The organism is Sphaerisporangium sp. NPDC051017, assembly GCF_040683095.1.
In the GTDB taxonomy this organism is placed as follows: domain Bacteria; phylum Actinomycetota; class Actinomycetes; order Streptosporangiales; family Streptosporangiaceae; genus Sphaerisporangium.
This window is the reverse complement of record NZ_JBFBCI010000030.1, coordinates 17253-38301: the sequence shown is the minus strand read 5'-3', so window position 1 is coordinate 38301 and position 21049 is coordinate 17253. Positions and strand designations below refer to the sequence as shown.

19 protein-coding genes and 2 pseudogenes are annotated in these 21049 nt (G+C 68.7%); 8 read left to right on the top strand and 13 right to left on the bottom strand.

Going from position 1 to position 21049, the window contains the following annotated elements:
* Positions 1-110: 110 nt before the first annotated feature.
* From AB0M95_RS23270 to fxlM, 5 genes and pseudogenes are all read left to right on the top strand, one after another.
* Positions 111-257, top strand: coding sequence for an FxLD family lanthipeptide (locus AB0M95_RS23270; protein ID WP_358523029.1), 147 nt, complete (start codon positions 111-113; stop codon positions 255-257).
* A pseudogene (locus AB0M95_RS23265) lies at positions 212-2449 on the top strand (lantibiotic dehydratase family protein); the annotation flags it as partial. The gene AB0M95_RS23270 and the pseudogene AB0M95_RS23265, both read left to right, overlap by 46 nt.
* A 77-nt stretch (positions 2450-2526) precedes the next feature.
* Entirely contained in the window at positions 2527-3459 is a 933-nt protein-coding gene (locus tag AB0M95_RS23260) for a thiopeptide-type bacteriocin biosynthesis protein (protein WP_363768272.1), read from the top strand.
* Positions 3456-4724, top strand: coding sequence for a lanthionine synthetase C family protein (locus AB0M95_RS23255; protein WP_363768139.1), 1269 nt, complete (start codon positions 3456-3458; stop codon positions 4722-4724). Before AB0M95_RS23260 ends, AB0M95_RS23255 begins: the two co-directional genes overlap by 4 nt.
* Before the next feature lie 21 nt (positions 4725-4745).
* Positions 4746-6878 (top strand): methyltransferase, FxLD system, encoded by a 2133-nt coding sequence (fxlM, locus tag AB0M95_RS23250; protein ID WP_363768136.1) that lies wholly within the window; start codon positions 4746-4748, stop codon positions 6876-6878.
* A gap of 212 nt (positions 6879-7090) precedes the next feature.
* Here the strand turns inward: fxlM and AB0M95_RS23245 are convergent, their stop codons facing one another.
* Both AB0M95_RS23245 and AB0M95_RS23240 read right to left on the bottom strand, forming a co-directional pair.
* Complete coding sequence (locus tag AB0M95_RS23245) at positions 7091-7912, bottom strand: hypothetical protein (RefSeq protein ID WP_363768133.1); 822 nt, start codon at positions 7910-7912, stop codon at positions 7091-7093.
* 234 nt (positions 7913-8146) lie between these two features.
* Positions 8147-9514, bottom strand: a complete 1368-nt coding sequence (locus AB0M95_RS23240) for a helix-turn-helix transcriptional regulator (RefSeq protein WP_363768130.1) — start codon at positions 9512-9514, stop codon at positions 8147-8149.
* Positions 9515-9778: 264 nt separating this feature from the next.
* Between AB0M95_RS23240 and AB0M95_RS23235 the strand changes: the two genes are divergently transcribed.
* Positions 9779-10180, top strand: coding sequence for a hypothetical protein (locus AB0M95_RS23235; protein WP_363768127.1), 402 nt, complete (start codon positions 9779-9781; stop codon positions 10178-10180).
* Positions 10177-10524, top strand: coding sequence for a hypothetical protein (locus AB0M95_RS23230; protein WP_363768124.1), 348 nt, complete (start codon positions 10177-10179; stop codon positions 10522-10524). The genes AB0M95_RS23235 and AB0M95_RS23230 overlap by 4 nt, the downstream gene beginning before the upstream one ends.
* Before the next feature lie 94 nt (positions 10525-10618).
* On the opposite strand, the gene AB0M95_RS23225 is transcribed toward AB0M95_RS23230, so the two are convergent.
* Positions 10619-11266, bottom strand: a complete 648-nt coding sequence (locus tag AB0M95_RS23225; RefSeq protein ID WP_363768121.1) for a helix-turn-helix domain-containing protein — start codon at positions 11264-11266, stop codon at positions 10619-10621.
* A 232-nt stretch (positions 11267-11498) separates the two neighbouring features.
* Between AB0M95_RS23225 and AB0M95_RS23220 the strand changes: the two genes are divergently transcribed.
* Positions 11499-12779 carry a hypothetical protein gene (locus tag AB0M95_RS23220; protein WP_363768118.1) on the top strand — a complete coding sequence of 427 codons (1281 nt, stop codon included), beginning with the start codon at positions 11499-11501 and terminating at the stop codon, positions 12777-12779.
* A 128-nt stretch (positions 12780-12907) separates the two neighbouring features.
* Here AB0M95_RS23220 and AB0M95_RS23215 read toward each other — a convergent pair whose 3' ends face one another.
* The 10 genes and pseudogenes from AB0M95_RS23215 to AB0M95_RS23170 all read right to left on the bottom strand — a co-directional run.
* The gene (locus AB0M95_RS23215) at positions 12908-13645 is read right to left on the bottom strand and encodes a hypothetical protein (RefSeq protein ID WP_363768116.1); all 738 of its coding nucleotides are present in this window, start codon (positions 13643-13645) and stop codon (positions 12908-12910) included.
* 174 nt (positions 13646-13819) lie between these two features.
* Positions 13820-14686, bottom strand: a complete 867-nt coding sequence (locus tag AB0M95_RS23210; RefSeq protein WP_363768113.1) for an ABC transporter ATP-binding protein — start codon at positions 14684-14686, stop codon at positions 13820-13822.
* Positions 14683-15489: an ABC transporter ATP-binding protein gene (locus AB0M95_RS23205; RefSeq protein WP_363768110.1), complete on the bottom strand. Its 807-nt coding sequence runs from the start codon at positions 15487-15489 to the stop codon at positions 14683-14685. The genes AB0M95_RS23210 and AB0M95_RS23205 overlap by 4 nt, the downstream gene beginning before the upstream one ends.
* A complete protein-coding gene (locus AB0M95_RS23200) occupies positions 15486-16379 on the bottom strand; it encodes an ABC transporter permease (protein WP_363768107.1) in 894 nt (297 codons plus the stop codon). The genes AB0M95_RS23205 and AB0M95_RS23200 overlap by 4 nt, the downstream gene beginning before the upstream one ends.
* A gap of 66 nt (positions 16380-16445) precedes the next feature.
* Positions 16446-17411 carry an ABC transporter permease gene (locus AB0M95_RS23195; protein ID WP_363768104.1) on the bottom strand — a complete coding sequence of 322 codons (966 nt, stop codon included), beginning with the start codon at positions 17409-17411 and terminating at the stop codon, positions 16446-16448.
* A gap of 18 nt (positions 17412-17429) precedes the next feature.
* Positions 17430-18959, bottom strand: coding sequence for an ABC transporter substrate-binding protein (locus AB0M95_RS23190; protein ID WP_363768101.1), 1530 nt, complete (start codon positions 18957-18959; stop codon positions 17430-17432).
* A 233-nt stretch (positions 18960-19192) separates the two neighbouring features.
* The gene (locus AB0M95_RS23185; RefSeq protein WP_363768098.1) at positions 19193-19432 is read right to left on the bottom strand and encodes a hypothetical protein; all 240 of its coding nucleotides are present in this window, start codon (positions 19430-19432) and stop codon (positions 19193-19195) included.
* A gap of 126 nt (positions 19433-19558) precedes the next feature.
* The gene (locus tag AB0M95_RS23180) at positions 19559-19765 is read right to left on the bottom strand and encodes an EF-hand domain-containing protein (RefSeq protein ID WP_358522993.1); all 207 of its coding nucleotides are present in this window, start codon (positions 19763-19765) and stop codon (positions 19559-19561) included.
* Between the two features lie 74 nt (positions 19766-19839).
* Positions 19840-20367 (bottom strand): ATP-binding protein, encoded by a 528-nt coding sequence (locus tag AB0M95_RS23175; protein WP_363768095.1) that lies wholly within the window; start codon positions 20365-20367, stop codon positions 19840-19842.
* Between the two features lie 46 nt (positions 20368-20413).
* Positions 20414-20935 (bottom strand): annotated as a pseudogene (locus AB0M95_RS23170) (ISL3 family transposase); the annotation flags it as partial.
* Positions 20936-21049: the final 114 nt, after the last annotated feature.

Genomic DNA, 21049 nt, shown 5'->3' with positions numbered 1-21049 from the left:
CGATGTACGACGTTCCACAGCGGCCGCTCGGTAGTCAGAGTGGAGCCGTCTCGTACACCCACCGACTACGGCGGGTGATCGCAATGTTCCGAGTCTCCAAGGAGTGATCCATGAACACGGTGGTCGACGTTGACCAGCCCTTCGACCTGGACATTCGCGTCCTGGAAAGCAGCGGCGGCGCCGCGAACCTGATCAACCTCACTGACGACGGATGCGGCAGCACCTGCGCCAGCCCGTGCGCCACCGCCATGGCCTAGGCAGCGTGCCCCCGATGGCGGGCCGATACCGGCCCGCCATCGGCTGTCTGCCGCTCGTTGGACGAAGAACCATCACCACGGAGGGGTTCATGGAGTTTGGACATGGTCCGAAGCTCTACCGATGTGCTGATCCTTGGCTGGTGAGGGCTGCTGTACACGCTGAACTGGCGGTCCCGGCTTGGCCACGCCTGAGCGGTGGCGGGCCCGCAGAGGTGCGGCGGTGGCGGGAGTGGTTGCGAGAAGTCTGGTCGATGGACAGGGTCGCCGAGGCCATCGAGCACTCCAGCCCCGCCCTCGCGGATCGGGTGAAAATGGTGTGCGCGGCAGGGTGCCCCGAGCCCCAGGCGGTACGCCGCACCGTGCTTTCCGTGGCCAGGTACCTTCTGCGGATGACCGGCCGGGCCACGCCGTTCGGCTTGTTCGCCGGGATCGCGCCCGCATCAGTCGGTACGGAGCTCAAGCTGGGCTGGGGCAGTGGGCACCAAGCTGTCGCACGAGCCGACGCTTCCTGGCTCGCTGCCGTCATCGTGCAGTTGGAGTCGTGCCCGCAGCTTGTTCTGCGGCTGCCGCTGGTCTTCAACAACCTGTGCTTCGTCCGTGGCCGACGCTTGATCGTGCCTCATCAGGGCCGTTCGCAGGCAACCGACCACACAGACGTGGGCGAGATATCAATGCGGTACACGGCGGCGGTCCAGGCGGCCGTGGAGGCGGCCAGCTCACCGATCCAAGGCGAAGAGCTGGCCGGGAAGCTGGCGGCCGAGTTCCCGGAGGCGCCGTCGTCCGTGATCGAAGGACTGCTTACCGAGTTGGTGAAGCAACGAGTGCTGCTCAGCGGCCTACACGCACCGAGTACGACCGCCGATGCCTTCAGCCATCTGCTGGAGCAGGCGGAGGCCGTCGGTGCGGGAGATGTTCCGCAGGTGGCGATGTTGCTGTCCCGGCTGAGGGAGATCAAGGCGGCGCTGGACCATCACAACGCCGTTGACACCATCCGATCGCTCCGGCATATCCGGACGACCGTAGCCCGTCTGATGACGGCGCTCACCGATCAGGCGCGGCAGCCGCTGGCCGTTGATCTGCGGCTGGATTGCCGCCTCGTTCTGCCGCGGCAGGTCGCGGACGAAGCCGAGGCGGCGGCCTCGGTGCTGGCACGCCTGACGGCCCACCCGTTTGGTACGGCTGCCTGGCGGAGCTACGCCACGCGGTTCTTCGAACGCTACGGCACGGGTGCCTTGATTCCGGTCCTGGATGTCGTAGACCCCGACGTCGGGCTAGGCTTTCCAACCGGATACCTGGGCAGTACCGCGGAGACACTCCGTGTGAAGGTATCCGCCCGGGAGGAGCGGCTGCTTGGGCTGGCCCAGGCTGCGGCGCTGGACGGTCGCCAGGAGATCCTCCTGGACGATCGGGTGATCGACGAGCTTTCGGCCGGCGACCTCGCGCACGCGCAACCGGCGCCGCACCTGGAGCTGTGCTTCCGCGTTCAGGCGACCTCCAAGGCCGCGCTTGAGCGGGGTGAGTTTCACCTGGCGATCGTCAGCGTCTCACGCGGTGTCGGCACGCTGACCGGAAGGTTCATCGGCCTGCTGGAGCGGCCCGATCAGCAGCGTTTCACCGCCACGTTCGCGCATCTCCCGACCAACGACCCCGAGACGTTGCCGGTGCAGCTGTCCTTCCCACCCCTTGCTGAGAATGCCGCGCACGTGACACGCGCTCCTGTGCTGCTGCCGACCGTGATCAGGCTTGGTGAGCACCACAACCCGGAGCACGGCACCATCCGGTTGGACGATCTGGCGGTGGGGTGCGACAGCCGTCGTCTGTATCTGGCCTCGCTGAGCTCCAGGCGGAGGCTGGAACCGGTGATGCCCCATGCCTTGGACCTTCGCGCACACACCCCGCCGCTGGCACGGTTCCTCGTCGAGGTAGGGCGGGCTCAAAACGCCGTGGTCACCGGCTTCGACTGGGGCGTTGCATCCCGTCTACCGTTCCTGCCGCGCATTAGGTACGGACGCATTGTGTTGTCCCCTGCCCGCTGGCTTCTCGGCTCGGACGAACTACCGGGGCGCGACACGTCGTTCGCGCAGTGGGAGCAGGCCGTGAAGGAGTGGTGTGCTCGGCGACGCGTGCCCAATCTTGTCTACCTGACCGAAGGGGACCGGCGGCTACCGCTCGACCTGGAGCAGGAAGGCCATCTCGCACTGCTGCGCACGCATGTGCATGAGGGCCAAAGCACCGTGTTGACGGAGGCGCCCGCGCCCGGTGCCGACGGATGGTTCGACGGACACGCTCACGAGATCGTCGTCTCGATGGTCGCCGCGCGGGCGCCCCGGTGGCCACCGCTGCCCAAAGTGGACGTGGCCCGGGTGATCGGCCGCGACCACGGACATCTGCCCGGGACGTCGCGGTGGCTGTACGCCAAGCTGTACGGACACCTGGACCGGCAGGCCGAAGTCCTTGCCGAGCACCTACCCGCGCTGCTGGCGCGGGTAAAGAACCGCCGGACTGGTGGTTCATTCGCTACCGAGATCCGGAGTGGCATCTGCGCCTGCGGATCGCGCTGCCCGACGCCGAGCAGTTCGGGTGGGCCACGCACCATGTCAGCAGCTGGGCAGCCGACCTGCGGAGACAGGGGTTGCTCCGTGATCTGCAATTCGCCGCCTACTACCCCGAGACCGGCCGTTGGGGCAGGGGAGCGGCACTTGCTGCGGCCGAGGAGGTGTTCACCGCCGACTCGCGTGCCTTGGTCGCACAGTTCGCCCAGCGATCACAGTCCCATCCGCAGCCCCTTGCCGCCGCCCAATTCGTCGCGATCGCGAGCGCCTTCTCGGGCAGCACGGCAGGCGGGATGCGGTGGCTGATCAAGCACGCGAAAGTTCGCGCCTCCGATCCGCTTCCCCGCCACCTACTCGCCGAGGCGGTCAGACTGGCCGATCCGGCGGACGACTGGGCGGCGCTGCGTGCTACCCCCGGTGGAGAGGCGACCGTCCAACCGTGGCTGCCCCGCCACGACGCCCTGACCCGCTACCGTGCTCATCTGACCGGCGTTGACGGCATCGACTCGGAGGCCGTGCTCGACTCCTTATTGCACGTCCACCACATTCGGGCCGTCGGCATTGATCGCGACGATGAGCGCACCTGCCTGCGCCTGGCCCGTGCCGCTGCCCTCGCCTGGGACGCCCGCACCAACGAGGGCAGGGCATGATGCCGCACCGGCAGGACGCCGTCAGGGCCGTCGCCGACGCGATCGCCGACCGATTGGCCTCGCCATCAACAGTGCGCGGCCTCCATTTGCCGCAGGGCTGGTGGCCCCAGTCCCTCGCATATGGCGCCACCGGGATCGCGTTGCTGCACATCGAGCGTGCCCGCACCGGCCTCGCCCCCTGGCGGTATGTTCACGACTGGCTCGCCTGCGCCGCAGGCGGCGAGATCCTGACCGGAAGCGACAGCCACCTCTTCTACGGTGCGCCCGCGCTCGCATTCGCCGTACATGCCGCATCTGATCTTCAGGGCCACTACGCCCGCGCTCGTGATGAGCTCCACCGCCACATCGCCGCGACGACTCGGCGCAGCCTGGACCGCGCACATACCCGCATGGACCATGGTCGGCTTGTCACGTTGGCGGAGTTCGACGTCATCAGAGGACTTGCCGGAATCGGTGCTTACCTCCTGCGGCATGCGCCGCACGGCGAGCTGATTCGCGCGGTGCTGGAATACCTCGTCCGGTTGACCGAGCCGGTGAAGGACGGCGGTGACCTGCTCCCGGGCTGGTGGACGGACCTGGACCCGGCAGGCCGGAAATCTGAGGCCTTCGAAGGCGGACACGGCAACAACGGCGTGGCCCATGGCATCTGCGGGCCGCTGGCGTTGCTGTCGTTGGCTCTGAGAGACGGAGTCGTGGTGAATGGTCACATCCACGCGATTCAGCGGATCTGCGTGTGGCTCGACGAGTGGCGTCAGGACGGGAAAGCCGGCCCGTGGTGGCCGTACTGGGTCACCCGGACAGAGCTGCGTGAGGGGTATCAAGGCAAGTCAGGGCCACTCCGCCCGTCGTGGTGCTACGGCACCGCCGGGCTCGCACGCGCTCAGCAGCTCACCTCCCTGGCCACCGGCGACCTCACACGCCAGCGGATGGCTGAATCGGCATTGGTCAGGGCCTTTACTGATCCAGGGCAGCTCGCGGCGATCACTGACCCCTCGCTGTGCCACGGTTACGCCGGTCTCCTGCACATCGCCTGTCGTGCGGCCACCGACGCCGTCACTCCGGACCTGGCCGCCTGCCTGCCGCGCCTGCTCGGCATGATCATTGAGGACGGCATCGATGCCGACAGGGTGGCCGCCTCGCTGCTGCTCCGACCCAATGATCCAGGACTGCTCGAAGGGGCCGCAGGCATCGCCTTGGCCCTGCACTCCGCGCACTCCGGCATACCTCCCGTCTCGGGCTGGGATTCATGCCTGCTCATCAGCTAACCGAGCCATCTGGGGGGACGATTGATCACGGAACATGGCGACTGGGCACAAGCCGTCATCGAATTCACCGATCAGACCACCGCCGAGCAGGTCGCCATGGAGTGTCTGCTCCCGGAACTGGCGGCGGCGCAGGCTGATGGTGTGACCACCTGCTGGTGGTTCGTCCGCAAGACACCGTACTGGCGTTTGCGCTACCTACCTGCGGTCAAGGACGTGCCGCATCGTCTGGCGCACGCCCTCGACGTTCTGACCGCTGAGGGTCGGATCGTCGGATGGACGACCGGCATATACGAGCCGGAGGTGCACGCCTTCGGGGGAAGTGCCGCCATGAGCGCGGCCCATGATCTGTTCGCCCGCGACAGCCTCAACGTTCTCGCTTACCTGGGCCGTCAAAAGGCCGTCCTCCCAGGCACCCCCTGTCTGGGACGACGGGAGGTCGGCATGCTGCTGTGCAGCGCGCTCATGCGCGGCGCGCGGCAGGACTGGTACGAGCAGGGTGACGTCTGGGCAAAGGTCGCCCAGCACAGAACCTCCGCGCCCGCTCTGCTCCCGAGCGCACGCGTCCGCCTGAAGGCCGCTCTGTACAAGCTCATGACCGTCGATGTGAGCCCTACCGGCACGCCGGCCGGCACGGACCCGCTGGCCGCGATCTCCGACTGGTCCAGGGCCTTCCACCATGCCGGAGGGTACCTGGCCGACCTGGCCCGGCACGGAGAGCTGCAGCGTGGTCTGCGTGCTGTCCTCGCCCACCACGTGATCTTCCATTGGAACCGCTTGGGCCTTTCCTATGCGGAGCAAAGCACCCTGGCACAGCTAGCGAAAGAGGTAGTGATGATGGAGCAGGAAAGCGGTGCGATGGCACCCGAGACGAGCGCCGACCTCACCAGGGTCACCGCAGCGGAGACTCAGGTGAGCGGAGAGGGCGTCCCCGCTGCCGAGCGGCTTCGACACGCTCTGGCCGATCAACTACGTGACAAGGGTACGGTGCGCAGCGAGCGGGTCGATGCGGCGATCCGCTCGGTGCCCCGCGAGATCTTCGTGCGCCGCTTCGAGCCCTCGGCCAGCCTGGAAGAGGCATACTCGGACACCCCGATCTACACCAAATTCAACGACTCTGGCGTATCGATCAGCGCTGTGTCACAGCCCACGGTCAACGGACTGATGCTGGAACTCGCCGACGCCCAGGAGGGGATGCGGGTCGCGGAGATCGGGGCCGGTAGCGGCCTGTTCGCGGCCTATCTCGGATACCTGGTCGGCGAGAAGGGGCAGGTCTTCACCGTCGATGTCGACCAGGACCTCGTGGATGCGGCCCGGGCGAACCTGGAGGTGGCAGGCGCGCGGAACGTCACCGCCATCCTGGGTGACGGGGCGCTCGGCCACCGTGAGGCGGCACCCTACGACCGGATCGTCGCCACGGTCGGGGCCCGCGGCATCCCTACGGCCTGGCTGGACCAACTCGCCCCGAACGGTCGCCTCATCGTGCCTCTTCGACTGCGCGGCACCGTGTCCCGCGCCATCGCGTTCGAGCGTGACGCCGCAGGGCACTGGCGCAGCGTCCGCAGCCAGATGTGCACCTTCATGCCACTACGCGGGCTCGCCGACGACGCCCGGCACCTGGTGACCCTGACCCCTGATGGCTCCGTCGCCCTCCACACCCACAGGGAGCAGGCTGTGGACGAGGGGCTGTTGGCCGGCGTCCTCGACGGGCCGAGCACCGAGGCGTGGACGGGGGTGAAGCTTCGTGGACCCGAGTCACCAGAGTGGATGGAACTGTGGCTGGCCTGCGTGATGCCGAGCGGCCTGAGCCGCATGCCCATGGAGCGGTCGGCCATCGACAGCGGTCTGATCAAGACGCCTTACCCAAGCTCCTGTGCTGTGGTGGACAGGGGCGATCTCGCCTACCTGGTACGGCGGCCCGCCGAACGTGCCCCGGATGGCGGCCAGTTGTACGAGTTCGGTGTCGCCGGTTACGGCTCCGGCGGCCACGAACTGACCGAACGTGTCGTGGATGCGCTCCGTACCTGGGACCGGGACTACCGATCGCGGGGCGTCCGGTTCGAGATCCAGGCCCTGGACGCCGAAGGGACCGAATCCAGGCCGGGACGGTTTGCCTTCGACACTCCGCTCAACCGGGTCGTGATCGAGTGGCAGTGACGTGCACTTGGAGCAGATTGCGCGGCGGGTTTCCCCTCGTCGCACGCCCGCGCCCGGCGTGCATCCCTCTCGCTGGTAGAACAGCAACTCGAAGCCTCTGGTGTACTGGTTGATCTTGATCGATAACTCTTCTACCGGGGCTTCTTTGTTTGTCGATCAGGTACCGTGTACCAAACCATGTCCCTGGCCTGGCACTTCAGGTTGAATAAGGCTCAATGAACGGTCACCGGATAGCCTCCGAGGTCGAGGACGACCCGCTCATTCAGCGGATTGGTCAGTGAGAATGATTCTTCTGGGCCTACCGCGTCCGCCGGGACGACGCAGCGCTGCTGAGGCTGCGGGAACGTGAACCGGAGACCCACGGCGACGCTGGCCGGCGATTCGATGACCACCGGTTCTATCTGGGGAGTATTGCCCGGACACCAGTGTCCGGGCCGGGCGACGCGCGCGGTGAGGACGTGGCCGTCCCCGCTCACACTTGCCTGGCTCACATCACCGGAGGCTCGTAATTTCCCCAGCTGCCAGAAGGCGGCGGGTGACAGCGCAGGCCAGGTCGCGGTTCCTGCGGTCTCGGTGGCGAACCGCCAGGCGGGCAGGTCCACGGGGCCGCGATCCGTCGCGAAGGAACTCGTCGTGTAGGTGGCGGAGATGACTTTCACCGATGGCCCGGCCGGTCTGCCGGTGTGGCCGGTCATGGCGGTGAAGGCCTCCGTCGCCATGACGACGGGCAGAGTGGCGGGGCCGTCCGGCAGGTTCACCGTGGCCCGGGGAGGGGCCTGGGCAGGCAGGGGCCCTGCCAACTCGAAGCCGCTCCCCAGCGTCGTCTTTTCGTCACTGCGTAGAGGGAGATTGGATACCAGCACCAGTGGGCGAGGTTTGTGCGTGACGGGAAAGTCGCGCCAGGAATCCAGCGCGATCGTGTCGTACGACGGCTCGGTGACGGACTCCTCGATCCCTTTCGTCGGCCCGCATGCCGTCACCCCGAAAAGGACACAGGCAAAGGCAGCAACGAGGATCCTCGAACTGCGGCGCATCCGGAACTCCTTTTCCACGCGAGACCAAGCATGATTACGATGGTGCCCCGTGATGTTTATCTAGGCCGAGGCCCGCCCCGACGACCGGGATGGCAGCCGGTTTCGACCGGGACGCCGACGACCTGGACCGTCACGCCGTCGCGCGATGTGGCCTCACGCAGCGCCGGGACCGGACTCAGCGCTGCGCCCTGCGCCGCTGCCGCAGGTCATCGAGGATGGTCTGTCGCCCTCCGTTCAGGTCTGGATGGGGGTGTTGAGGGCTTCGCGGTAGTCGTCGAGAGCGGGCAGGGTGGCTCGTCTGTCGGGGGGGATGGTGTCGAGGACTAGGCGGGCCGTGTGGGTGATCATGTGGGTGCGGTAGGCAGGGTCCAGGTCTGAGAGCACCCGCGTGGCGAGACTCAGTCCTTCGTTGTGGCCGCCGCTCCTCGCAACGCTGATCGCTTCGTGCAGGCGGACGTTGGCGGCGTTCTGGTAGTCCGGTGACTGTGCGAGCGTGCTGTCGCGCGCTTCCCGCGCCGCCTCGGTGGCACCTTCGAACGAGTACACCCAGGAGGCGACGAAGCAGGTGGAGTCACTGGTCCAGCCGAAGTGTTCCCGAGCCGGTGAACGACTCACCAGGTCTTGTAGGTAGTGGAGACGTTCGAGTGCTTCCTGTGGCCTGCCCATGACCGCCAGCGTCTGAGCTTCAGCAGCAACCGCTCGGAACAGTCCTGGCGTGACACGTCCGGCCGCGAGCGATTGGGCTTCTTGGGCCAGGGTGAGCACGGTCTCGGTTGAACGAGGTGAATACAGCCCGAACACGGCCTCGACTCCTCGCGCCCAGACGCGCATGTCGACGTCCTGGGAAGCGTCCGCCGCCTGGCGGGCGGTTCGCCACCAGCGGCGGGCGGGGCCGTGCTCGCCGAGCCTGGTCAGCAGGTTGGCGTGCATGGTGGACATCCACGCCGCGATGCGTTGCAGGCGGGCGGCCTGCTCCGGCGTAGTGGCCACCATCTGCTGGTGGAGAATGGCCAGGTCGACCAGGAGATCATCGCGGGCCTCGGTGGCGGGTTGGGTGAGGAGGGCCTGCATGTGGTCGGCGCAGACCGCTTCCCAGTGGTCTTCGGCGCGTCCGTCGGCGGTGCCGAGGGTGCGTTCGAGCATCTGCCTGATGTGCTCGCCGGTGCTGAAGATCGGTGATTGGGCGAGCAAGCCCCATCCGGCCAATTGGAACAAATGGCGGCGTTCCATGTCGTCTCCTCTGGTGAGGGCGCAGGGTCCGTTTTCACGGTAGCCCGGAGTAATGCCATTTGTCGCGGTGCTGAGCTCGTCGATAGGGCGGTGCCCGAGACGTTGCACCAAGGGCCACAGTATTTTCAGCTGACCCCGCGCCTGGAGTGCGTCGTCCAGTGCCTGCACCCGTGTACCGGATTCGGGGAGGCTCTCGCCGCGCTCGATCTGGCCGATCATCGATGGTGAGTAGCCCGTGCGGGCCGCCAGTCGCGCCACGGTCTGCGGCTCACCGACCCGCAGTTCATATGAATCGCGTAGATCGCGGACAAGGGCTCCGAAATAGGTGGCCATCGACCGGTATCGGTCGCTGCTCTTGCGAAGTGCGGGCATGCCGTTTTCTCCCTCGGGGGTGGCCGGAAACGACAGGCGATCGCTGCTGCCGATCAGATCTTGTCCGGCGTCGGGACCGCATACGAACCTGCTGATAACTCTAAATGACGATCCGACTACAGAACGCAAGTTCCCCAAGTCGGCCCGAAGTCGATCAGGAGTACGACAGATGTTCGACCGTGGATCCCCCTGGACGGGCGGCACGACACGCCACGGGCCGTCCCCCGGCCCCTGCTCCCCGCAACGGGAAGGGAGGTGCCTGTGATGGCCCTTCTGGATGTGCGCCGCCGCCCCGGCCGTCTCCCGTTCACCCGTCGCCCGGCTGCCGGGAGGCACCGCCGAGGATCGGCCACCGAACCCGAGCGCCGGGAACCGGACGGCCGGCGGAAGATCTGGGACGGGAAGCAGAAGGCCAGGGCCGAGCAGCTCGGCCTTCTGGAGCCCGGCTGGCTGGTGATCTACGGGCCGTACTCCCGTCGCTTCTACGCCATCGCCCGCATCGCCGAGGTTTCGGAGCCGCTGCTCGACGCGGCCACCTCTGATGAACTCCGCTCTCTTATGCGCGGGTCCGAGCTCCCCGGCCTCGTCCCGTCTGCTCGCTCGCCAGAGAGGGGACGCATGCGTCGGGCGGGAAGAGGCGTCACCCGCCAAGGGGGGCGGTCGTGAGGGATCTGCTCATGTGGGGGATGCCGGAGGAGCAAGCCGAGGAGCACCGGCGTGCGCTCGGCGATCTCCGCAAGAAGGTGGAGTCACACGGCCTGCGCGGTCGTCTCGTCGAGCGGCTTCATCTCCCCATGCGGAGTGGCTTCTACACCCCCGTCCTACGGCCACCAGAGATGGACGTGTACGGCGGTGGTCGGCTGATCGTCACGGTCACCGTGGTCGACGTACCGAAGGGTGGGGCCTGGTACCTCGTCAAGCGGCCCGACGGCCTGCCCGTAGAGGCCCACAGCGCCGGCGACCCGGCCTCGGCCGCCATCGCCATCGCCGCGCAGGCCTCACCGCCGTGAACCGGCACCACGGACGCGCTCGGCCAGGGCCGCCACCCGGCCGCGCGTCCGCCGGCCGGGAAGTCCGGCCTGGGAACCCGGCCTGGGAGTGGGCTCATGCCAGGGCCTCGCTCAGTTCGACGGCGGCGCGGATGACGCGGGGGCCCAGGGTGGTGGTGTCGATGGCGCCGAAGGTGACGATGCCGACGGAGGCCTCCAGCCATGGCAAAGCGGGTAGGGGGGCCGCGATGCCGCGGGCGCCTTCCTGGAGTTGGCCTTCGGTGACGGTGTAGTCGGTGCGGCCTTCGCGCAGCGCCAGGATCGCGAGCCCGGCCGCCCCGCGCGAGAGCGGATGACGGGAGCCCTCGCGGTAGGCGACGTGCATGTCCGTCCAGGTCGGTTCGACCACGGCGATGGCCAGGCCCTCGTCGCCCTCGGCGGCGGTCAGGTGGGCGGTGGCTCCGGTCTCCTCGGCCAGGCGCCGCAGCGCGGGCAGGGCGGCCGCCCGTAGCAGGGGTTGCACCGCGCGGGCCAGCGCGAGGACGCCGAAGCCGAGGTGGACGCGGCCCTCGGCGTCGCGCCGGGCGAACCCCTCGTTCTGCAGTGTGGTGAGCAGCCGGTAGACGATCGGCCTGCTCAGCCCCAGTTCCTGGGCCAGTTCCGTGGGCGTGCGCCCGCGGTGCCCGTCGGCGAGCAGGCGCAGCAGGCGCAGTCCCCGCTCCAGGGTCTGCGCCGATTCCGGATTGCCCTTGTGATCGCGCATCTCCCGATTATGCGAGGTGCCGCCATGTCGGTACGGAAGGAGGCGGCATGTTTACTCCCCAGTGACCGGGAAGATCGTGCAGGTGAGGGGCAGGTGAACTGTTGGGCGAACCGGCCGCTCCCCGCGACGAATCCGGGTGTTGCACTGGTCGAGTAGAGATGTGCCCGATACAGTCTTTTCGATCGTTTAAGGACGATCGCTAGTGATTTCGCACCGCCCAAGGAGACGCTTGATGCGAATCAGGAGAGCCCTAGCCCTCAGCGCCGCACTCACCGTTCTCGCGGTGGGGATCCCGGCAGCCACGGCGTTCTCCGAGGACGGCGAGGGTGACTGCAAGAACTACACCAACGGTGCCTCGCAGTCCGACCCCCAGTGCTTCTGGATGGCCCCGACGCCCCAGGATGCCCTCAAGGTCCTGGACTTCTGGACCCAGAACGACAACGAGAAGCTGAAGCAGGCCACCGAGTACCCCGTCGGCTGGATCGACTGCAAGGTCGAGCAGTGCAGCGCAGACGGCGAGGGCGACGGCCAGGCCCACGGCGACGGTGACCCCGCGCCCGAGGGCTACGTCGAGGACAACACGCCGCCCACCTGCCAGATCGCCGGGCAGCCCTGTTCGGTGAGCCCCGAGGAGATCGCCGCAGCCGCGCGCACCGCCGCCGGTCAGGCCATCGCCGCCGCCGCCGCGAGCGGCATGCGGGTGTGGATCGACAGCGAACTGCTGGACGACTACAAGGCCGGCACCGCCGCGTTCGCCGCGGCCGTCAAGAAGGTCGGCGCGCTCGCCGCGCAGCCGGGCGTCGTCGGCATCCGGTACACCTCCCAGCTCGGCTACAACGGCGCCGTCAAGACGCCGGACGAGATGAAGGCGTTCGTCAGCGCGGCCGCCGCCGCCCTGCACCAGGTCGCCCCGGGCAAGAAGCTCGGCATCCACACCGTGGTGCCGTCGTTCGGCTGTGGCGCCAGCGAGCCTTGCACGACCGAGATGACCAAGAAGTACCCGCTGCTCACGCCGCAGGCCATCGAGCCGCTGCTCACCTCGGGCTCGGTCGACCAGCTCGCCCTCGACTCCGGCCTGCTGCAGACCTCGTACGCCACCTGGAAGATCACGCCGCAGCAGGCGCAGGCCAACCAGTGGGGCAAGGTCAAGGCCCTGGCCTGGGACACGCTCGTCCAGATCTCGGCCGAGGACGCCGGCCTGGCCGGGAAGAACGCCTCCCCGCTGACCGCCGACCAGGCCGCCTCGGTGGCCCAGGAGCGGATCGCCGCCCCGCTGAAGGACGGCGCCGCGACGGTCAACCTGTGGACCCGCTGGCAGGACGCCACGGGCGCGACCTACCGCGTGATGGGCGCGGGCCTCGCGAACACCCCCGCCTGGGAGCAGCTCGACAAGCTGCAGCCGCTGCAGCGCCGCCTGACCACGATGTACAACCCGGCGTCGCCGGAGGTGGGCATCACCCAGGACGTGAAGAAGCTGTCCGAGGTGTTCAGCCAGGTCTACGTGACCGACTGACGCTCGGCGCCGGAAGATTCCGGCCGAGAACAATGGGGCCGTGACGCATCCACAGGGCGCGTCACGGCCTTTTGCTTTCACGGGCCGTTCCGGGGCATCGTGCGCGCGCGGAAGGGCGGAGCCGGCGCTCAGAGGCCGAGCTTGGACAGCTCGTCGCTGGTGAAGGTCAGCATCAACCTGGGCGTGGTGTTGTGACTGATGAAGGGGACGAAGGCAGGGTCCCAGAACGGGTTGCCCTCGCCGCCCTCAGTGGCGTCCTTCACCCCTCGGGTGCCGGGGTCGGTTCTCCGCTGGCGGGCGTACCACTGGTCGATGAAGAAGCAGTCGGGGCCGTAGCCGCCGATGTCCTTCACGTCGCCCTCGGCGCGGCCCACCACGACGTAGGCGTGCCCGCTGCCGCCCTCGGTGTCCACGAGGTTGAGCAGTTCGACCTTGACGCCGGGCCCGAGCAGCGCGGGCTGGGCGGCCAGCATTCCGATGACGCAGCAGGCGAACAGCGTGCAGTTGCCGCTGGCGAGGCTCCGGTAGTTGGCGCGGCCCACCGAGACGTACTTGTTCCGGGCCCGCTTCCGCGCCTCCTCGAACGTGGACTGGTTCACCGGCTCGTTGAAGCCGAGGTCGGAGCCGAGGGACCTCAGGACCACCGGCTTGATGTCGGAGATGGTCTGTCCGTCGCGGATGATCTCGGGAACCTGCCCGCCGCCGGCCGCGGTCTTGATCGAGTCGATGTTGACGCCCGACTCGCACACGGACGTCCACGGGTTCCACACCTTCGCCGTGGCCATCTTCGTCTTGTTGATCGCGATATGGACGGCGGACATCTGGTCTTTCTTGGACCTGACGATGATATGGGTGTTCTCACTCATGGTTAACTCCTGGTCACGGATCCGGCGGACCTGACCCTTCCACGGCAAGTCACCGCGAGCAAGCAATTGTCCGTCTCCGGACATTTCGTACCGCCGGTCCCGTCCACCAGAGATCTCCGGCCGGTCTGCCAGGGAGTTCTGGCCATGTCTGTCCGGCTCGTCTGTCCCGCCGCCCTAGCGGGGAAGACGTGGCACGCTGTCGACCAGGCGGCGCGTGTACGGATGCCGGGGCGACCCCAGCACGGCCCCCGTGTCCCCCTGTTCGACGACGCGGCCCTTCTCCAATACGGCCGTGTGCGCGCACAGCGTCGCCACCACGGCCAGGTCGTGCGACACCATGACGACCGTCAGCCCGCGCGTCTCGCGCAGCTCGGCCAGCAGGTCCACGATGCGCACGCGCGTCGAGACGTCCAGGGCGCTCACCGGCTCGTCGGCGAGCAGCACGCGCGGGTGGCCGACGATCGCGCGGGCGATGGCGACCCGCTGGCGCTGGCCGCCGGAGAACTCGTGCGGGTACCGGCGGGCCGCGTCCGCCGGGAGCCCGACGGCGTCCAGCGCCTCGGCCACGCGCGTCGCGGCCTCCGTACGGCGGGCCGCGCCGCCGCCCGAGAGCAGGCCGAGCGAGCGCAGCGGTTCGGCGACGATCCTGCCCACTCGCTGCCGGGGGTCGAGTGAGGAGTACGGGTCCTGGAAGACCGTCTGGACGCCGCGCCGGAACGCGCGCATCCGGGTACGGTCGCCGAGGTCCAGCTCGGAGCCGTCGAAGAGGATCCGCCCCTCGGTGGGGCGCGCGAGTCCGAGCAGGAGCCGGAGCAGGGTGGTCTTGCCCGCCCCCGACTCCCCGACCAGCGCCAGGCCGCGCCCGGGGACGACCTCGACGTCCACCTCGCTCAGTACGGGGGCCGACCGCCGGTACGTGAACCCCACCCGATCGGCGGCGAGGACGGGCGCGTGGCCCGCACCCGACGCGGCCCCGGTCTCGGACGCGGCCCCGGTCTCGGACGCGGCCCCGGTTTCGGGCGCGGGTTCGGGCGCGGTCATCGGGCCCCCAGGTCGAGTGCCGAGTCGAGCCGCCGCGCACTGCTCACCAGGTCACGCGTGTACGGGTGGCGAGGTTCGGCGACGATGTCGAGCAGGTTCCCCGACTCCACGGCCAGTCCCTCCTTCAGGACGACGACGCGGTCGGTGACGCGCGCCACGACCGCCAGATCGTGGCTGATGAACAGCAGGGCCATCCCGCGCGCGGACACCAGCCCGTCCATCAGGGCGAGCACCTCGGCCTGGACGGTCACGTCGAGCGCGGTGGTGGGCTCGTCGGCGATCAGCAGGGCGGGCTCGCAGGCGAGGGCCATGGCGATGGCGGCCCGCTGCCGCTGCCCACCGGAGATCTCATGCGGGTACGCCCCGGCGACGCGCTCCGGCAGCCGTACCTCCGCGAGCGCCGCGAGGACGGCCGCGCGCAGGGCGGAGCCGCGCAGCCCGCGCGTCCGGCGCAGCGGTTCGGCGAGCTGGCGGCCGACCTTCGCGAGCGGGTCGAGCGCGGTCAGCGGCTCCTGGAAGACCACGGTGGCCGCGCGCCCGCGCAGGCCGTTCAGCGTCCGCTCCGGCGCGCCTACGACCTGCGTGCGGGGCAGGCCGGGCGCGTCCAGGACGATGCTCCCCGACGCGGTCATCCCGGCGGGCAGCAGTCCCATGATCGCGAGGGCCGTGAGCGACTTGCCCGAGCCCGACTCGCCGATCAGGCCGAGCCGCGCCCCGGGCTCGACCTCGAACGACACCTCCGACAGCAGCGCGCGGCCGTCCGGCGCCTTCACGGTGAGCGCGGACACCTCCAGCAAGCTCATGGCACCCTCCCCGGGTCCGCCGCCGAGTTCTCCGCGTCCCGCGCCGAGCTTTCCGCGTTCGGCGCGGGCCGGGACCCGCGAGCGCGCCGGGTCGGGTCCGCGACGTCCCTGAGGCCGTCGGCGATCAGGTTCACCCCGACGACCAGCACGACCAGCAGCACGCCGGGGGCGATCGCGCCGGCGGGCGCGGTGAGGACGGTCGCCTGGGCCTCCTGGAGCATCCGTCCCCACGAGGCGTTGGGCGGCGGCGTCCCGAGCCCGAGGTAGGAGAGGCTCGCCTCGGCCAGCACCGCGAGGCCGAGCTGGAGCGCCAGGTTGACGAGCAGGGTCGGCCAGATGTTGGGCAGCACGTGCTCGGCCACCACCCGTGGCCAGGACGTGCCCGACGTGCGCGAGGCGGTGATGTAGTCCTGGGCGAGCACGCGTTTGACCAGCACGCGGGTGAGGCGGGCCACGATCGATGACATCGCGAGGCCGATGGCGAGGATCGCCGAGCCGAGCGACGCCTCCCGCGCGGCGACCACCAGCATGGCCAGCAGCAGCGTCGGGAACGCGATCAGGATGTCCAGCAGCGCCGAGACCGTGTCGTCCAGCCATCGGACGGCGAACCCGGCGAGCAGGCCGGCCGCGACGCCGATCACCCCGCCGAGAGCCACCGAGCCGAGCCCCGCGGTCAGCGCGACGCGGGCGCCGATCATGAGCTGGGTGAGCAGGTCGCGGCCCAGCTTGTCGGTGCCGAGCAGGTGTGGCGGCCCGGGCGGCGCCAGGCGTCCGCCCGAGGTGTCGTCCGGCGCGAACGGCGTCCAGAACAGCGACACGACGGCCACGGCGACGATCACCCCGGCGAGCACGCAGCCGACGGCCAGGGTGGCGGACCGGCGGCGGCTCATCGCGGCCTCGCTGACGCAGAAGGGCGGTGGCTCATCGCGGACTCCCAGAACCGGGCCGGTGGTGGCTCATCGCGGGCTCCGGGAGAGGGTGCCGCGCAGGCGCGGGTCGATGGCCCGCTGGACGAGGTCGGCGGCGAATCCGATGACCAGCACGCCGAACGTGCTCACGAACAGCACCCCCTGCACGACGGGGTAGTCGTGCTGGGCGATCGCCTTGGCGAGCATGCTGCCGAGCCCGGGCAGCGCGAACACGCTCTCCACGACAACGGCCCCGAGGAAGGTCGTAGCCAACTCGATCCCCAGCACCGATATGACCGGGACGGCCGCGTTGCGCAGCCCGTGCCGCCACATCGCGCCGGAGAAGGACGAGCCGAGCGCCCGGAACGTCCGCAGGTAGTCGCTGTCGAGCACATCCACGGTGGCCGAGCGGACGTAACGGATCAGCGAGGCCGACATGACGAGGGCCACGGTGACGACGGGCAACGCGAGCGAGGTGAGCGCGTCCGCCGGGTCCGCCCAGTCGTCCTGCGGGAAGCCCCCGGCGGGCAGGATGCGGAGGTACAGGGCGAAGGCCCAGATCAGCAGCATCCCCACCCAGAAGACCGGCACGGCGATGCCGAGCTGCGACACGCCGTTGAGCAGCAGCCCGTACCAGCGGTCCGAGCGGCGGGCCGTGACGAAGCCGACCGGCACCGCCACGACCACCGCCAGCAGGAACGACAGCAGCGTCAGCGGCACCGTGACCACCAGGCGGGCCGCGATCTCCGGGCCCACCGGGAGGGTGCTGACGAAGGACGTCCCGAGGTCGAGCCGCCCCATCTGCCCGAGCCAGGTGACGAACTGCTCGGGCAGCGGGCGGTCCGACCCGATCTGGTGGCGCGCGCCCGCGATCTGCTCCGGGGTGGCCCCGACCGACAGCAAGGAGTTGGCCGGGTCACCCGGGAGCAGGCGCAGCAGCAGGAACAGCACCGCGCCGGCCAGGAGCAGCGACACGACCAGGAAGGCCATGCGCCGGAGGAGGTATGTAGTCATGGCTAGCCGGGGGCGGCGTCAGCCTTTCTTGATCCCGTACGCGTAGAACTGGGAGTTCAGCCCGTTGACCGGGTACCCCGACAGCTTGGACGACGCCACCACGATCTGGGGGTAAAGGTACAGCCAGTCGCTCGCGGCGTCCTCGGCGATCTGCCGGTTGGCCTTCTTCAGCAGCTCGGTCTGCGCCTCGGTGGTGTCCGACCGCTCGGCCTCCTTGACCCAGGCCGCGACCTGCGGGTTGTCGTAGCCCCAGTAGAAGTCCGGGTCGCCGTACCAGACGACGTCGCGGTCGTTGACGTGCTCCTGCAGCGTGGCCGCGAAGTCGCGGTTCTTGTAGACCTTGGTGTACCACTCCTCGGCCGTGATCACGTTGATCGTGACCGTGATGCCGACCTTGGCCAGCTCGGACTTGATGAACGTCGCCGCCGTCGGGTGCGGGTCGTAGTTCGGGGTGTCCAGCGTGAAGCTGAACCCGTTCGGGTACCCGGCGTCGGAAAGCTCCTTCTTCGCCAGGTTCACGTCGTACGGGTTCACGCCGGTCAGGTCCTCGTACCACGGGTCGGTCGGCGGGACCATCGAGCCGATCAGCGTGCCGTACTCGCCCCAGATCGAGCCGAGCAGCTTCTTGTCGTCGATCGCCGAGCTGACGGCCTTGCGGACCAGCGGCTTGTCGAACGGCGCCTTGCGGTCGTTGAAGGCCAGCAGCAGCTTGGTCGTGGACTTGCCGTTGTTCACCTTGTAGTCAGGGTTGCCGCTGAACTGCGCGAGCGCGTCCGGGCTCTGTTCGCTGGTCACGACGTCGACCGCGTTCGTCAGCAGCGCGTTGTTCAGCGCCGCCGCGTCCGTGAAGTAGTGGAAGACGACCTGCTTGTTGGACGCCGCCGTCCCCCAGTAGCCGGGGAACCGGTCCAGGCTGAGCGTGCTGCCGCGCTTCCACGCGCCGAGCTTGTACGGGCCGGTGCCGTCCTCGCTGGTCGCGAGCTCCTTGGCCGCGTCGTTGATGATCCAGACGTAGCTGAGGTTGTACACGAACGAGATCGACTTGTCGGCCAGGGTGACGGCGACGGTGTGGTCGTCCGGGGTGTCGATCTTCTTGATGGCCCCGAAGCTGCTCTTGCGCGCCGACTGCGAGTCCTTCGCGGTCACCTTCTCGATGCTGTACTTCACGTCCGCCGAGGTCAGCGGGTCGCCGGAGTGGAACTTCACCCCGTCGCGCAGCGTGAACGTGTACGTGAGGCCGTCGCCGGACACCGTGTAGTCCTTGGCCAGGAGGTTCTCCACCTTGCCGTCGTCGGTCAGCCGGAACAGGCCCTCGTACACGTTGCCGTTGAAGGCCTCGGTGACGCCCTGCCCGCCGCCCGCGGTGTTGTCGAGGTTCTGCGGCTCGTACAGCGACCCGACCCCGATGGTCGCGTCCGTGCTGGACGAGCCCGCCGGCGCGGCGCCGTCCTTCGTCCCCGTCTGACCGTCGCCGCCCGCGCCGCACGCGGTGAGGGCCAGCCCGAGCGCTATGGCGGCGCCGAGAAGCGACGTCGTCTTCCTGTTCACTGTTTCTCCTGGTAGACAGCCGTGTGATCCCCGGCAACCGCGTCGAATCCTACATTATTAGTAGGATTTGACCGTTTCCGGGGGTGGGGACTGCCTTCCGGGGTACACGCCGCGACGGCCCGCGGGGCGGCGCGGGCCGTCAGGTTACGGGCATGCACGCCCTTCCGCGCATGGGCGAACAATGAGGGCGGCCGACAACCCGCTACGGCGTACGGAGGAGACGTCGGGGCAGGTCAGGAGGTGGACGGGGAGGGTTCGGCCGTCTCGGCGGTCATCTCGCAGCTGCCGTCCTTGGACGCGTCGTGCGCCTCGGGCAGCGCGTCCACCACCGACACCTTGAGCTGCGCGGTCAGGGCCAGGACACTGCCGACGGGGGCGCCCGCGGTCTTCGCGTCCACCACCATGCCCCGCTCACCCAGGTACGTGAACGTCTCGGGGTCGAAGATGTGCTGCTCCAGGATGCCGCCCCTCACCCGGCCGAGCGCGACCCCCTCGCGGCCCGCCGAGTCCTTGACGCCCGCGGCGCCGGTATCCAGGCATGCCGAAGGCCACGGCGTGAAACCCGCCGTGGCGTCATCGGGAGATGTTTCGCGCGTTGCCTAGCGCGTGGAGGAGAGGTAGGCGGAGAACTCGTCCAGCGAGATGAGCCCATCCCCGTCGGTGTCAAGCCGCGCCACCGCCGCGTCCGCCGCCTCCTGCGACACCGGCTGCCCCAGCACCTCCATGAGCCGCAGAAACTCCCCGGCCGAGATCAGCCCGTCATTGTCGCCATCGACCAGATCAAAGGTCACCGCATACTCGCTCATAGAGCCACTCCTAGTTCGATCGTCCGCGAGAACCCTAGCCCTCTCCATGTGCCTATTCAGGGTGTTTGACATGGTTACTTCAGGAGTAGGCGCCGAGCTGGTTGTCCAGAGTCCAGATCAGCACGTCGACGCCGGCGACCCGCTGCCGGCATGGTCTCGCTCAGCAGGCCCGAAGCCACCACCTGGCCCAGTTCTCCCCGTGCCATCAAACTCGGATAGCCATCGATTTCCGGCAGTCTTTGCAGCCGCGATCGTCCCGAAGCCGGTTCGCGAGAGCAGACGACCACCCCGGCGTGGTCCTCGGAGCTGAGAGCCGAAAGCAAGGCCGGGCTGTGCGTGGTGAAAAGCGCGCGTGTGCCGTCGTCGTCGGAGAAGTTCCTCACGAGTTTGAGAAGTTTGTTCGCCTGGGACGGATGAAGCCCGTTCTCCAGCTCTTCTATGACGATGGTCACCGCTCGCTCGTCGTCGCCGAGATCACGGCCTCCGACGTCCAGGTCCCGTCCCCGCCGAAGCAGCGCGGTCGCGATGGCGATGAAACGGAGCAGCCCATCGCTCATCTCGCGCGCCGGGGTCTTGGCGTCCCCTTCGTTCAGGGCCAGCATGACGTCGTTCAGCTCGGATCGGATGATGTCGAACTGGCCCCCGGCGAAACGTGTCCCCGCGGCGGGTGTGGCGCCATGTGTGCTCGTCGACACCGAGCACGCGGACGCCGTGCAGGCGGGTCGGGTTGGCGATCAGCAACTGGTGGCCGGTCGCCAGGACGGCGTCGTTGACGGTGTGCCAGGACACCCCGAGCCCGGCGGCGATCCGGGCGATCGACATTCGGTCGATGACGACACTCTTCAACGCCCACTTCACCGCCTGCGTCGACAGTTTCGCCCTCGGCGCGGCGGCTGCGGGCGTGTCTTGACGCCAGACTTGCCCGCAGCCCGAACAGCGGTAGCGGCGGATGCGGACGTGCAGGATCGTTGCCCGCCAGCCGAGCGGGACGTGTGCCAGTCCGCGCAGCACGCTGTCGCGCGGCACCCCCAGACAGCCGCAGGCATGGCACCAGTCGTCAGGCTCGACCACTCGGCAGAGCAACACGGCGTGGTCGGGATGCAGCCGTTGGCCAACCACTTCCAAGCCGAGGTCATCCAGCCGGCAGAACGTCGTCAGATCAGCAGGCAGAAGGTAGCGTCGCGCACGTCGAGGTCTTCCAGATGAGCGGTGTAGGAACCTTCATCCTCGGACTCTTCGTGTCAGCTTCCTGACACCGATCAGCTAGACCACGCCCCGGGCGAC